Raw genomic sequence first — 15,311 nt, 5'->3', positions numbered from 1 at the left:
CGCGCAGCCGGCCCCCGCCGCCGCTGCCGACGACGACCGCTCCCGCACCTCCTCCCCGGGTACGGCGAGGCAGGAGCGGCCCGGGCAGACCGTCCGGCACACCCGCGAGGTCGTGCCGCGGCCCGGTGACATCGCCGTCGTCGGCATCGCCGCACGGCTGCCCAAGGCGTCGAACCCCCAGCAGTTCTGGGACAACCTGCTCGAAGGTCTGGACTGCACGTCCACCGTGCCACCGGAGCGCTTCGCCGCACGCCTCGCGGACGGCCCCGAGCCCGTCTCGTACACCGAACGCGGCGCCTTCATCGACGACATCGACGCCTTCGACCACACGCTTTTCAGCATCACGCCCCACGACGCGGCGCGCATGGACCCCCAGGAGCGCCTCGTCCTGGAACAGACCTACCTGGCGATCCTGGACGCCGGATGCAGCCGCGCCAAGCTCGCCGGCAGCGACACGGGCGTGTTCGTCGGCGTCATGAACGGCGGGTACGCGTGGCACACGGCCACCGACCCCGGTGCACAGCCGCCCACCTCCGCGTTCTGGTCGATGGCCAACCGGGCCTCGTACCACTTCGACTGGCACGGGCCCAGCATGGCCGTCGACACCGCCTGCTCGGCGTCCCTGACCGCGCTGCACCTCGCCTGCCAGTCGCTGCGCACGGGCGAGTGCGACCGCGCCGTCGTCAGCGGCGTCAACCTCATCACCCACCCCCGCCAGTACCAGCTCCTGTGCGGCATGGAGATGCTCTCGCGCACCGGTCAGTGCCGGCCCTTCGGCGCCGGAGCCGACGGCTTCGTGGACGGCGAGGGCGTCATCAGCCTGGTGCTCAGGCCCGCCGAGGACGCCCTGCGCGACGGGGACCGCGTCTACGCGGTCATCAGCGGCTCCGCGGTCAACGCGGGCGGCCGGGCCAACGGTTACACCGCACCCAACCCCGAGGCCCAGTACGCGCTCGTCACCAAGGCCCTCGCGGCGGCGCACACCTCCCCCGAGGAGGTGGGCTACGTCGAGGCCCACGGCACCGGCACCGCGCTGGGCGACCCCCTCGAACTGCGGGCCCTGACCAAGGCATACGCGGCGGCCGGCACCCAACGCATCCGGCTGGGCTCGGTGAAGTCCAACATCGGCCACCTGGAGTCGGCGGCCGGCCTCAGCGGAGTGCTCAAGGCCGTGCTCCAGATGCGCCACGGCGCCCTGGTGCCCTCGCTGCACGCGGAACGCACCAACCCGCACCTGGACTTCGAGGCCAGCCCGTTCAAGCTCAACACGCAGGCCGAGAGCTGGCCCGCGGACCTTCCCCTGGTCTCCGCCGTGAGTTCCTTCGGCGCGGGCGGAGCCAACGCGCACGTGGTGCTGCGCGGAGTGCCCGAGCCCACCGGGACCACGGCGCCCACCACCGCGCAGCGCGACTGCTACGTCATCCCGCTCTCCCACCACAGCGCCGCCGGGCTGCAGTCGGCCATGGACGAGCTGCGGCAGTGGCTGGGCGGGCGCCGGGTGGACATGGACGCCCTCGCCTACACGCTCGCGTGCTGCCGCGACAGCTTCGCCCACCGCGTCGCGATCGTCTGCCGCGACCAGGACGAGCTGGTCCGCGGCCTCGAGCAGGACCTGCACCGCCGCCCCGCTCCCCGGACCACGGCGGTGCGGGAGGTGCAGGAGCTGTCCGCCCGCACGGCCCAGGACGTCGCGGCCCTGTACGAGTCGGGCGGCTCCCCGGACTGGGACGGCTACTACCGAAGGACCACGCCCCTCGAACTGCCCGCCTACCCGTTCCTGCGCCACCGCCACTGGGTCGACTCCGCGGAATCGGGCTTCCGCTCGCTGTCCACGCTGGTGTCCGCCCACCGGATCGACGGCGTGACCATGGCGCCGGCGGCCTGGACGCTCGCCGCCCTCGCCGGACGGGCCGAGGGCCGCGCCCTCGGCAACGTGCTCTGGCAGAAGAGGATCACCGACCCCGAGGCCGTCGAGGTCCGGGAGCGCGGCGGCGAGCTGTCGCTCGTCGACCGCACCTCCGGCGACGTGCACTGCACGGCCGAGGTGTGGGCGCCCGCACCGGTCGGCGGCCCGCCCGAGCTGCCCGCCGCCACGCGCAGGCAGCACGGGCCGGAGATCTACGACGCCTTCCGGCGGCTCGGCTACGACTACGGCGAACCGCTGCGCGGCGTGCGCTGGGCCGAGGTCGGACCGGGCAGCGTACGGGCCTTCATCCAGGTGGACCGCGACTGGGGCTACGGCTTGTCGCCCGCGCTGCTGGACTGCGGAATGCAGCTGTCCATCCTGCTCGCAGCCGAGGAGGCACCGGGCGGGCCCGTGTTCGTCCCCTACCACCTGGGACGGCTGACCGTGGTCCGGGCTCCGCGGGACGAGGCGGTCTACTGCCACTGCGTGGCCCGGCCGGGCGGCTCCTCCCAGCGGACCCGCACCTACGACTTCTTCTTCACCGACGAGCACGGAGACGTCCTCGTCGCCCTGGAGGAAACGGTGTCCGTGGCGATCGACGGCAGCAGCCCGGCGGCCCGGCAGCCGGCCACGGCCTCCGCGCCGTTCACCGTCTTCGAGCTGAACTGACAGGGGGCGGTGATGGCCGGCGATGTCGTGATGTTCCCCGGGCAGGGCTCACAGCGCCTGGGCATGGGCAAGGAGGTGTTCGACGCCTATCCGCGGCTGTGCGACAGGGCCGAAGAGATCGTCGGCCACTCGCTGCGCGAGCTGTGCCTGAAGGATCCGCACGGACTGCTCAACGAGACCTCCTACACACAGGAGGCGGTCTATTTCGTCAGCTGCCTGATGTACCTGGCGTACGCCGAGCAGCACGGCGACGAGCAGGCGCGCTGCGTCACGGGCCACAGCCTGGGGCTGTATCCGGCGCTCTTCGCGGCCGACGTCTTCGACCTCTTCGAGGGCCTGGAGATCGTCTCCAAGCGCGGGGCCCTCATGCAGGAGGCGCGGGGCGGAGCGATGGTCGCGGTCCTCGGACCGCGGGCGAACGACATCGACGAACACCTCGTCCAGCTGGAGTTCTTCGACGTGGACGTCGCCAACTACAACAGCCCGGACCAGGTCGTCGTCAGTGCGGCGAAACCGCGCTTGGAGGAGCTGGTGCCGCGACTGGAGGAGATCGGCCACCGCTGTGTGTGGCTGGCGGTCGGCGGGGCCTTCCACTCCCGCCACATGGAGCCTGCCCGGCGCGAGTTCGCGCGGTTCCTTCGGGACCGGGAGTTCGCGCCGCCCACCAAGACCGTCGTCTCCACGACGAGCGGCCGGACGCTGGGCGCCCAGCACCTGCTGGAGGAGATGGTCTTCCAGCTCGTGAAGCCGGTGCGGTGGTGGCAGACCGTGACCCATCTGGCCCGTACGGGACACAAGACCTTCGACGAGATCGGTCCCGGCCGGGTGCTGACCAAATTGAGCGCAAAGATCCTCGGCGACGAATCCTCGCCGCAGGCCGAGCCCAGGAAGTGATGACCGTGGAAACAGCAAACAGCAGGATCGCCGTTATCGGTGGCGGCGGGTCCGGCTCCGTCGCGGCCTGGCTGCTGGCCCGAAAGCACGACGTCACGCTCTTCGAGGCGGGCGAGTACCTGGGCGGGCACGCCTACAGCCACCCGATCGAGACCGACCAGGGCACCCTCCACGTGGACATGGGTGTGGAGCACTTCAACGAGAAGCTCTCCCCGAACCTGTTCCGGCTGCTGACCGACTTCGGCATCGGCACCTACGTCGCCCCGTCCTCCGTGCACGTGGACTTCCCCGGCGAGCAGCAGTCGTGGAACAACCTCAACTTCCTCGGCGGGCTCCGCGAGGAGCTGCACGAGGAGTTCGACCGGTTCCACCAGGAGATGAACCAGCTGCCCACCTCGGGCGACGACTCCTACAAGCAGATGAGCATCGGCGAGTACCTGGACAAGAACGGGTACTCCAAGAGCTTCAAGTACCAGGCGATGAACCCCATCCTGAGCATCTACTCGGGCTGCCACGCGCCGTCCCTGGACTACAACCTGATGTATGTCGCGCTGTCGTTCAGCATGAACCTGCTCTCCTTCTTCTCCGCCGGGTACTGGCGCAAGGCGCAGGGCGGCATCCACGGCTACCTGGCCAGGATCGAGAGCGAGCTGGGCGACCGCGTCCGGCTGAACACGCCCGTCGAAGCCGTCGTACCGGCGCAGTCCGGGGTGACGGTGGTGGCCGGCGGGCAGGAGCACCAGTTCGACCAGGTCGTGTTCGCCACGCACGCGGACGTGACGCTGGGCATGCTGCGCACGTCCGACCCGCAGTACCGGGAACTGCTCGGGGACTTCGCGTACGTGCCGGTCGAGAGCGTGCTGCACCAGGACGAGAGCTGGCTCAGCCCGGTGGGCGGCGAGGCCTACTGCCAGTTCCGGATGCCGGCCGGGTTCGAACTCGCCCGCGCCGAGGAGCAGATGGGCAGCCTCACCCGCAACTGCAATGTGCTCCACCCCTACCGGAACGTCCAGTCGCCCATCCTGATCACCTTCGATCCGCAGGAGGACGTCGACCCCGAGCGGGTCATCGTCCGCCGCAAGTGGAAGCTTCCCCAGCTCCGGCCGGTGGACGTGGGCCGCAAGAAGCAGCTCAGCCGGATCCAGGGCCTGAACAACCTCTGGTTCTGTGGCACCGACACCAGCGTCACCGGGCACGAGGGGGCGATCGTCTCCGGCATGGTGATCGCGGACCGGCTGGGCGCCGCGTACCCCTTCCCGGACGACACACCGGCCCTCGGGCAGTTCCGCGGCATCAAGGAGTTCATGGGCGTATGAGCACCAACCGCCCGGTCGGCACCATCACTTTCTCAAACGGGGATGACCCATGGAATCGCTAGCGCCTCGGTACACGGACATCGGCGCCCCCGCCGTCTCGGACGTACGCGGCGAGCAGGCCGGAGCCACTGTGGTGGTCACCGACCGGGAGGACGTCGCGTCGGCGGCCCGCTCCATCGGCGCCGAGTGCTGGTACGGCGACCCCGCCACGGAGAGCGAGGAACGGCTCGGGCAGGAACTGCGACGGCTCGCCGCCCACTGCACCACCCTGGTGGTGGCATGGGGCGACGGGCCGTCCGGCGGGACACCGCAGTACGGCCCGGCGATCCGGTTCGCCCGCGCCGCGCTGGCCCTGCTGCAGGCCGTGCGCGAGTCGGGGCGCCGCGTCCACCTCGTCACACTGTCCCGTACGGCCGAGGTGCTGCCCTCGTTGCTCGACGGCATGGCCCGCACGGCCGCGCTGGAGTGCCCGCTCCTGCACACCGCCGTCGAGTGGAGCGACCCGGTCACCCCCGAGCGGCTGCGTGGCTGGATCGCGGCCGGTGCCCGCCACCCGGGGGCGGTGCTGCGGGCCGAGGGCGAGCGGATCGCGCGCCTCGAGCACGCGCCGCGACCGCCGGCCGGCGTGCCTTCGCGCGAGGTGTTCCGCGACGGCGATCCCGTCGTGGTCATCGGCGGCGCCGGGGGCGTCGGACGTCATCTGTGCCGTTACCTGAGCCGGCACCACGGTGCCCAGGTGTTCGTCCTCGGACGCGGCACGCCCGGCCCGCAGGCGCAGGCCGCGCTGAAGGAAGCAGGCGTACGGAGCTACCTCGGCGCCCCGGCCCACGACCGCGAGGCGCTCGACGGCGCGCTGCGCTACATCCACGACCGGTTCGGGCCGGTGAAGGCGGTGTTCAACCTCGCCGGAGTGCTGGACGACTGCCTGCTGTACAACCTGACCCCCGACCGCCTGGAGACCGTGCTGCGGCCGAAGGTGGCCACCGGCCTCAACCTGGCGTCCCTGAGCGGTCCGCACCGGCCCGGCATGGTGGTGCACTTCAGCTCGCTGACGAGCGTCACGGGAAATGTGGGCCAGGCGGCCTACGGCGCGGCCAACGCGTTCCTCGACCGGCTGTCCGAGCACCGGTCCGACTGGTACAGCATCAACTGGGGGCTGTGGGACACCGACGGCATGCAGATGCCGGACGACGGCTCCGGGCTGCGGGCTATGGACCCCGAACAGGCCTGCGACGCGCTGATGTCGGCCCTGGCCACCGGGACACGTCACCTGGTCGTCTACGACGGACAGGTGCGCCTTGCCACCGACGCCGCACCGCCGTCCGCACCCCCGTCCGAGTCGCCGTCCGTGTCGCCGGGCGCCGACGCACCCGCCGGAGCCGCGTCCCCCGCCCCCGACCTGCTCGCCGGGACGACACGGTGGCTGCGGGAACTCATGATCCGCCACAGCGGCCTGCGGCATCTGCGTGACGACGAGAACCTGCTGGACCAGGGGCTGGACAGCATCGCCAGCATCCGCATCAGCAGGGACATCGAGGGCTGCCTCGACATCGCCGGCTCCTCCCGGCTGAGCCGCGCCGTCCTCTTCGAGTACCCGACGGTCTCCGCGCTCTGCGCGTACCTGATCGAGAACTTCGCCGCGGAGCTGGAGACCTTCCTCGCCCGTGAGCCGCAGCCGGCACCGGAGTCCGCCGCGGCCCCCGCTCCCACGACCGAGGCGGCCCCGCCGGCCCCGACGGTCCCCACCGCAGCCGCAACGCCGCGCCAACTCGCGCAGGAGTGGCGGGAGTCCCCCTCCGCGGCAGCCCCCCGCGAGGACGCCCCGGCGCCGGACGCCTACCGCCCCGACGACATCGCCATCATCGGGATGGCCGCGGAGTTCCCCGGCGGCGCCGACACCGAGGCGTTCTGGCAGGCGCTGCTCAGGGGCGACGACGCGGTACGCGTGATCCCCGGCGACCGCTGGGACTGGCGCGAGAACCACTCCTTCGCGCCGGACGAGCCGGGCACCTCCTACGGCCGCCACGGCGGATTCCTCGACCACGCCCTGGACTTCGACCCCGTCTTCTTCAACATCGCGCCCCTGGAGGCACGGTTCATGGACCCGCAGGAGCGCCGCTTCCTGCAGTCCGTCTACCACGCCCTGGAGGACTCCGGGCACTTCGCCCGGCCGACCGACGACGTCGGCGTCTTCGTGGCAGCCATGTTCGGCCACTACCAGGACCTCACCGCCCCCGACCGGGTGATCGGCAGTTCGTTCGCCGCCATCGCCAACCGGGTCTCCTACGCGTTCGACCTGCACGGTCCCAGCGTCGCCCTGGACACCATGTGCTCCGGCGGGCTCACCGCCCTGCACCTCGCCGTCCGCAGCATCCGCGCCGGGGACTGCGCGCTGGCCGTGGCCGGCGGCGTGAACCTCATGACGCACCCGGGGAAGTACCGCCTGCTGTCCGAGGGCAAGTTCCTCAGCCCCACCGGCCACTGCCAGGCCTTCGGCGTGGAGGCGGACGGCTACGTCCCCGGTGAGGGAACCGCCGCCGTCGTCCTCAAGCCGCTGTCCGAGGCGCTGCGGGACGGGGACCGGGTGCACGCCGTCATCCGGGCCACGGCGGTCAACTCCGGTGGCCGCACCGCCGGCTTCACCGTGCCCTCCGAGCGCGCGCAGCACCGCGTGATCACCTCGGCCCTGGCCGCGGCGGAGATCGAACCGGGCGCGGTGACCTACGTGGAGGCGCACGGTACGGGCACCCGGCTCGGCGACCCGATCGAGGCGCGCGCGCTGCGGCAGGCCTACGGCGGAGCCGAACAGGGCCGTGCCTACCTGGGCTCGGTCAAGAGCAACATCGGGCACCTGGAGTCCGCCGCGGCACTCGCCGGACTCGTCAAGGTCGTCAAACAGCTCGCCCACCGCACCCTGGCCCCCACCCTGCACTGCGAACTCGAAAACCCCGACCTGCACCTTCAGGACTCGCGGTTCGCGCTGGTCAAGGAGACCCTGCCCTGGCCCAAGGGCAGCGGTCCCACGCGCTTCGCCGGACTCAGCTCCTTCGGCGCCGGCGGCGCCAACGGGCACGCGATCATCCAGGAGTTCGTGGCACCCCGCGAGAGCGGCCCCGTCCCCGAGTTCCCGCGCTACTTCATCCCGCTCTCGGGGCGCGACGAAGCCGCCGTACGCCGGCGCGCGGACGAGCTGCTCGCCGCGCTCGGCGACGCGCCCGACACGGCGTCGTACCTGTACGGGCTGAGCTACACCCTGTCCTGCGCCAGGCAGCACTTCCGGGTCCGGCGCGGCTACTGGGCGACGAGCGTGCGACAGCTGGCCGGCCTGCTGCAGAGCGCGGACGCGACCTCCCCGACCTCCCCGGCCGCCCCGGCGGCCGGCGACCCCGACCCCTGGGCCACGGCGGCGTCGGCCTACCTCGACGGCGAGAGCCCCGACTTCACGCGGCTGTTCCCGCTGCGCATGCTGGTGGACGCCCCGCTCTACCCCTTCGCCCGCGAGCGGTACGTGGCCGACACGCTCGACCACGCGAACCGCCCGTCCGCCCGCACGGCCCCGGCCGCACCGGCCCCCGGCACGGTCGGCGACGCCGCCGCCCTGCTGCTCACTCCGGTGTGGCACCCGCGCCCGGCGGACGACCCCGCCGACGCCACCGTGCCGTACGTCCTCGTCCTCACCGACCGCGGCCGGCAGCGGCGGCTTCCCGACCCGCCCGAGGGGACCCGGCTGATCCGGGTGATGCCCGGTGACGAGCTGGTCGTCGGGGCGGACCGGATCGAGCTGCCCGACGGCGACGACACCGCCGCCCGGCGCGCCCTGGACCACCTCACCGGCGAACTGGGCCTGGAGCACCTGTACTGGGTGGATCTCAGGCGCGAGGCATCGGTGGCCTCGCAGCTGTCCTTCGCCAAGGCCCTGCAGGGCTGCCGTACGCCGTCCACGGTCCTCGGTGCGACCCGCGAGGCCGACCCGGCCGAGGCGCGTGCCGGGGCCGGCTTCCTGCACGGACTGGCGGAGGAGAACCCGCACGTCCGCACCGTGCAGGCACGTCGCAGCGGTGCCGGTGACGTGCTCGCCGACGGCTGGGGACCCCTGCTGGACGAGCTGTGTGCCGCCCGTGAACCCCTCACCGAGGTCAGATGGGCGGACGGAACCCGCCAGAGGCGCGAGCTGGCGGAACTCGGTCTCGCCGACGGCGTCCGGCTGCGCACCGGGGGGACGTACCTGCTCACCGGCGGCCTGGGCAAGGTCGGCCGGGCCATCGCCGACCTCCTGACCGAGCGGTACCGGGCCACGGTGATCGCCGTCGGCCGCTCCGCGCCGGACGCCGGTCAGCGGCAGTGGATCGACGCCTCGCCGGGGCTGCACTACGAGCAGGCGGACATCGTCTCCGCGCCGCGGACCCGGGAACTCATCGAGACGATCCGCGAACGCTTCGGCGGCCTCGACGGAGTCATCCACAGCGCCGGCGTCATCAGGGACGCCCTGGTGCAGAACAAGTCGGCCGAGGACGCGCAGGCGGTGCTCGCCCCGAAGGTGCAGGGCACGCTGAACCTCGACCGGTACACCGCCGAGCTGCCCCTGGACTTCTTCTGCGTCTTCTCCTCCATCTCCAGCGTCATGGGCAACACCGGGCAGAGCGACTACATCGCCGCCAACCGCTTCCTCGACGAGTTCGCGGCCGAGCGCGCCCGGCGCGTGGCGGACGGCGAGCGCAGCGGCCTGAGCCTGTCGGTCAACTGGCCGCTGTGGCTCGACGCCGAGGACGCACGCCGCGAGCAGTACGAGGCGCTCGCGCACTTCCTGCGCGGCCAGTTCGGGATGGAGCCGCTCTCCTCGCGGCGCGGCGCACAGCTGTTCCTCGACCTGCTCGACGGCCTGCCCGCGAGCTGCCACCAGGTCATCCCCTGCGTCGGCGACGTGCGGCGGATGCGGCAGCGGCTGCTGCCCGGCACCGGACGCCCGGTGCCGCGGGCGGACCGTACGACCCGGGCCGCCGCGACGCTGGAGGAGATCAGCGAACGGCTCGTGGAGCTGGTGGGCGTGACGACCGGCCTGCGACCGGAGGACATCGCCTTCGACAGCACGTGGGGCGATCTCGGCTACGACTCGGTCATGCTCCAGAACCTGGCCCGGGAACTGGGCCCGCGGTTCGGCGTGGAGACCCCGCCCAACGCCCTGTTCAAATACAGCACCGTCACCTCGCTCAGCACCTATCTCAGGGACCAGGGCGCTCCGGCACAGGGGCAGGAGCCGGCCGCGCCGCGGCCGTCCCCGTCCGCCGGCGCAGCACGGAGCACCGGCGCCGGCACGGCGACGGACACCGCCCCGGCCGCGCGCACGGGCCGCGGCGACCTGGCGGACGGCGGACGCGGCCGATACGCCGTGGTCGGCATGAACGGCATCATGCCCGGAGGCGCGAACCTGGCGGACTTCTGGCGGCTGCTCGTCGAGAACGGCAGCGCCGTGCGCGCCGTCGACCGCTGGAAGGACCGCGAGAAGCAGTACTTCGCGGGCACCATCGACGACTTCGACGCGTTCGACCACTCCTTCTTCGGGCTCTCCGCCCGCGAAGCGATGCTCATGGACCCCCAGCACCGGCTCTTCCTCCAGAGCGCCTACAACGCCCTGCTCGACGCCGGTTACGCGCCCGGGTCACTACGGGAGGTCGGCGTCTTCGCCGGTGTGCAGTTCAGCGAGTACCAGACGGCGCTGCAGCACAGCGAGGACTGGGCCCACCCCTACACCGTCACGGGCAACGCCCACGCCATGCTCGCCAACCGCGTCTCCCATCTGCTCGACTTCACCGGCCCGAGCCAGACGGTCGACACCGCCTGCTCCAGCGGCCTCGTGGCGTTGAACCGGGGCGTGCTCTCGCTCGCGGCGGGGGAGTGCGACATGGCTCTCGTGGGGGCCGTCAGCGTGCTCGTCGACCCGGCCGCCACCGACGCGGCGAGCAAACTGGGGGTGCTCTCTCCGGACTTCCGCTGCGCCACCTTCGACAAGGACGCCAACGGTTATGTGCGGGCGGAGGGCGTGGGCTGCGTGGTGGTCAAGCGGCTCGCCGACGCCCAGCGCGACGGTGACGCCGTGCTCGCGGTGCTCGAAGCGGTGGCCGAGAACCACGACGGCCGCTCCAACTCGCTGACCGCCCCCAACCCCGAGGCCCAGGTCGCCCTGCTGACCAAGGTCTACACACCGGAGCTGGCCGACCGGGTCTCCCACATCGAGGCGCACGGCACGGGCACGAACCTGGGCGACCCCATCGAGATCAGCGCGCTGCGGACCGCTTTCGGCCGGCTGGCCCCGCACCGTGAGCCGGGCGCCATCACGCTGGGTGCGGTGAAGACCAACGTGGGCCACCTGGAGCCCGCAGCCGGGATGGCCGGGCTGCTGAAGCTGCTGCTGTGCCTGCGCCACCGCCGCCTGCCGGCGAACATCAACTTCAAGCAGCTCAACCCGCTGGTCGAGCTGGACGGTTCGCCCTTCCGGCTGCTGCTGGAGAACGAGCCGTGGCAGCGAGCCGTCCCGTTGGTGGCCGGCGTCAGCTCCTTCGGGTTCGGCGGGTCCAACGCGCACGCGGTCCTCTCCGAGGCACCTGCCCCGCAGCCGGCCCCCAGAGCGCCCAGGGCGCACTGGCTCATCACGCTCAGCGCGCGCTCCCGTGCCTCGCTCGCCACGATGCGGGAGGAACTGCTGGAGTGGCTGGGCGGCCCCGAGGCGGAGCGCGCGGACCTCGCGGACATCGCCCACACCCTGGCGGCCGGCCGCGACCACTTCGAGTACCGCCAGGCCTGGATCGTCTCCAGCACCGAGGAACTGCGTGAGCGGCTGACGCAGGCCCGGTCGCAGGAGCCGGTCAAGTGCCGCCCCCAGCGGCTGACCACGCACCCGGTGAGGCTGCCGGACCCGGCGGACCCCGCTCACCGTGCGGCGTTGGAGGACCTGGGGGCCCGATATGTGCAGGGGGAGGAGTTCGCATGGGAAACGATGTTCGGCGACGGGCAGTTCAGCCGGCTGCATCTGCCGGGCTACGCGTTCGAACAGAACCGGTTCTGGTTCGAGTGACCGGCACCGGCAAGGCAACGGCGCGCCAGGGAAACGAGAGTGGGTATGGACGAGCTGCTTGAGGACGACACCCCGGTCGTGGTCGGCATGGCCTGCCGGTTCGCGGGCAGCGACGGCCTGGAGGAGTACTGGGAGAACCTGCGGCTCGGCCGCAGCGCCCTGGGCACCACCGAGCGCTGGCCCGGGGAGGAGGACGCCACGTCTTTCGTCGGCGGCTTCCTGGACGGACACCAGGACTTCGACGCGCGGTTCTTCCGCGTCTCGCCGAACGAGGCGCAGTGCATGGACCCGCAGCAGCGGATCCTGCTGCAGACGGTGCAGCACGCCGTCGACGACAGCTATCTGACGGCCGCGGACCTGCGTGAGATGGACTGCGGGGTGTTCGTCGCCGGACTGCCCGGCGACTACCGCGCCCTGGTGGCGCAGCGCAGCGACATCGTCTACGGCACCCACAGCTTCCTGGGCAACGCGCCTTCGACGCTGTCCGGCCGCATCTCCTACTTCTACGACATCAACGGCCCGTCGATCACGCTGGACAGCGCGTGCTCCTCGTCGCTGGCGGCGCTGCACGAGGCGGCGCTCAACGTCCGTGCCGGACAGTGCCGTTGCGCGGTCGTCGGTGCCGTGTCGGTCTTCAGCACCCCGGAGGTGCTGCGCTTCGCGCAGCGTTCCCGGATGAGCTCCCCCGAGGGCGCGTCGCTGCCCTTCACCGACGCCGCCGACGGATTCGTACCGGCCGAGGGCGCCGCGTCGCTCGTCGTCATGCGCTACGACGAGGCCCGGGCCCGGGGACTGCGGATCTACGGAGCGGTGCAGGCGACCGGCACCAATCACAACGGCACCACCAACGGCCTGATGGCGCCGAGTTCCAGGGCGCAGTCCCGGCTGATCGCCGAGCTGTACGAGCGCGAGAAGATCGACGCCTCGGCCATCGCCTGTCTGGAGACGCACGGCACCGGGACGCCACTGGGCGACCCCATCGAGCTGGAGGGCCTGAGGTCCGCCTTCCGTCGAGCCGGCGGCGAGGGCTGCCATCTCGGCGCCGTGAAACCGCTCATCGGGCACACCCTGGTGGCCTCGGGGCTGGCGAGTGTCATCAAGGCGCTGCTCGCCTTCCAGCACGAGACGATCCCGCCGGTGGCCGCCGCCGGCGAGGCGGTCTCCTATCTCGACGTCGAGCCGTTCAGGGTCAACCGGGAACCGCTGCCGTGGCCGCAGGACAAGCCGCTGTACGCCATCAGCGCCTTCGGTTTCACCGGCTCCAACGGGCATGTGGTCCTGCGCAAGCTGCCGGACGCCTCGGCGGGCGAGGACGCGGTGGACCGCCGCCCGGGCCGGGCGCTGCCGTTCGCTCTCTCGGCCGAGTCGCCGGACAGCCTCACGGCGCTGGCCGACCGCTGCCGGACGCTGGTGGCCGAGCTGCCCGAGGACCGGCTCTGGGACCTCTCCCAGCTGCTGCTGCGCCGCCCCCGCCACACCCACGAACAGGTGATCGTGGCCCGTACCCGGGACGAACTGCTCACCACCCTGGACGAGTTGACGCGCGGGGCGCAGGACGGCCCGGCACCCCGGACCGTGGACACGAGCCGTCTCGCCGAGGACCTGCGCGAGCTGGTCACCCGCTGGCGGGCGCGGGACACCTCCGCCCTGCAGAGGCGGCTCGACGCACCGGGCGACCTGGCGCGGATCGCGCTGCCCGCCTACCCCTTCGAGAAACGACGCCACTGGGTGATCGAGGAAGCCCCCGCGCGGACACCCGACGCACCCCGGACGGAGGACACCACGCAACCGGAACCGCAACTCGTGGACGACGGTCTCGTCAGACAGCTGTGTGCGCAACTCTCGGCTCTGCTCGGCTACGAGGAAGGAACGGACCAGGTCGCACCCGGCACCAGGATCGCCTCGCTCGGCCTGGACTCGCTCTCGGCCGTGCAGCTGCTGAGCCCCTACCAGAAGGCCGGAAGCCCCATCAAGGCGCACGACCTGTTCCGCCACGAGACGGTGGCCGACCTCGCCGCCGCCATCGGCGGCCGGCCGCTCACGCCGCCGCAGGAGCCACCGGCCCGCAGCGGCCGCGGCCCGGCGGTCCACCCGGCACGCGGGACGAGCGACACCCCGCCGCTGATCCGGTGGTCCCGGTTCGGCGACGCGGGGCGGCCCACCCTGCTGCTGCCGCCGCTCAACTGCGACCGGCGGGCGTGGACCCAGCAGATCCCGGCCCTGCTCCGGGAGGGACGCACGATCTACGTCCCGGAGTACCCGGGGCACCAGGACGCCCCCTTCGACGAGCAGCGCTTCTCCTTCGAGGCGCTCGCGGACGAGGTGGCCGACTTCCTGCGGGACACCGCCGACGGCCCGGCCGACCTGGTCGGCTGGTCCCTGGGCGGCTGCATCTCCACCCTGACCGCCCTGCGGCACCCGGAGTGCGTCGACTCGCTGACACTCATCAGCTGCGCACCCCGCTACGGCGAGGACGCCTTCGAGCGCACCCTCGACCTGCGCGAGGAACTGCGCCTGCACGGGGGCCTGCTGGAAGCGGTGTTCGGCGAGGGCGGCAACCTGGCCGAGAAGTTCAGCGGGAACGCCTCCATGGACGTCCTGCGCTGCTACTACACGGCGCTGACGGCCTTCGACGTCGTCGACCGGCTCCCCGACATCGGCGCGGACTGCCTGGTGGTGCGTGGCCTCGGCGACTGCGTCCTCGACACCGAAGCGGTCGGGCAGTACTCCAAGATCCCCGGAGTGCGGGTGCACGAGTTCGAGGACCACGGGCACTATGTGCCGCTCACCGCGGCGCGCGCCTTCAACACGACGCTGACGGCGTTCTGGGCCGAGCGGGGCTGACCCGAGACGCCATGCGACATCCGGAAACACCACCTCTCACGGAAATGGAACGGTTGCGGGACATGCTGGTACGCGCGGACAAGACGGCGGTCGTCCTCTTCGACATGCAGTTGGAACTCATCCCGCTGCTGCTGGAGGGCACTCAGCTGCTGCACAACACCTGCTGGGTGGCGGAGGTGGCGCGGGAGTTCGACCTTCCGCTGCTGCTGACCGAGCACAAGAAGCTGGGCGGACTCTCCCTGTCGCTGCACGAGGCGGCCGAGGGCGCGCCCCGCCTGGAGAAGGAGCACTTCGACTTCCTGCGCGAGGAGCCCGTCGCGCGCCATGTGGCGGACACCGACCGGGAGCAGTACGTGCTGGCCGGTGCGGAGACCCATGTGGTCATCCTCCAGTCGGCGCTGAGCCTGCTGGAGCAGGGCAAGACGGTGTTCGTGCTGGCCGACACCGTCTCCGCCCGCAACCAGGCGGACCACGAACTGGGACTGGACCGTCTGCGGCAGCTCGGGGTGCATCTGATCACGCGGGAGATGTTCTTCTTCGAGCTGATCCGCAACTCCGAGAACCCCCGCTACCTGGAACTGGCCAAGAAGTACCTGGACGGGCGCTACATCCG

At 71.8% G+C, this 15,311-nt stretch carries 6 protein-coding genes; all 6 read left to right on the top strand.

From position 1 onward, the window contains the following. Positions 1-2,575, top strand: a 2,575-nt coding sequence (locus tag AQI95_RS43655) for a beta-ketoacyl synthase N-terminal-like domain-containing protein (RefSeq protein WP_208614430.1), incomplete at its 5' end; no start/stop codon positions are given. A 12-nt stretch (positions 2,576-2,587) separates the two neighbouring features. Then, positions 2,588-3,469 (top strand): ACP S-malonyltransferase, encoded by an 882-nt coding sequence (locus AQI95_RS43650; protein ID WP_067137026.1) that lies wholly within the window; start codon positions 2,588-2,590, stop codon positions 3,467-3,469. A gap of 5 nt (positions 3,470-3,474) precedes the next feature. After that, positions 3,475-4,785, top strand: a complete 1,311-nt coding sequence (locus tag AQI95_RS43645; RefSeq protein ID WP_208614429.1) for an FAD-dependent oxidoreductase — start codon at positions 3,475-3,477, stop codon at positions 4,783-4,785. Between the two features lie 49 nt (positions 4,786-4,834). After that, positions 4,835-11,854 (top strand): SDR family NAD(P)-dependent oxidoreductase, encoded by a 7,020-nt coding sequence (locus tag AQI95_RS43640; protein WP_079072003.1) that lies wholly within the window; start codon positions 4,835-4,837, stop codon positions 11,852-11,854. Between the two features lie 45 nt (positions 11,855-11,899). Then, positions 11,900-14,698 (top strand): alpha/beta fold hydrolase, encoded by a 2,799-nt coding sequence (locus tag AQI95_RS43635; RefSeq protein ID WP_067137021.1) that lies wholly within the window; start codon positions 11,900-11,902, stop codon positions 14,696-14,698. Between the two features lie 62 nt (positions 14,699-14,760). Beyond that, positions 14,761-15,311, top strand: a 551-nt coding sequence (locus AQI95_RS43630) for a hydrolase (protein WP_067137019.1), incomplete at its 3' end; no start/stop codon positions are given.

Source organism: Streptomyces yokosukanensis, from assembly GCF_001514035.1.
GTDB lineage: Bacteria > Actinomycetota > Actinomycetes > Streptomycetales > Streptomycetaceae > Streptomyces > Streptomyces yokosukanensis.
Note: the sequence above shows the minus strand (reverse complement) of the source record. Positions and strands in the feature narration are given on the sequence as shown.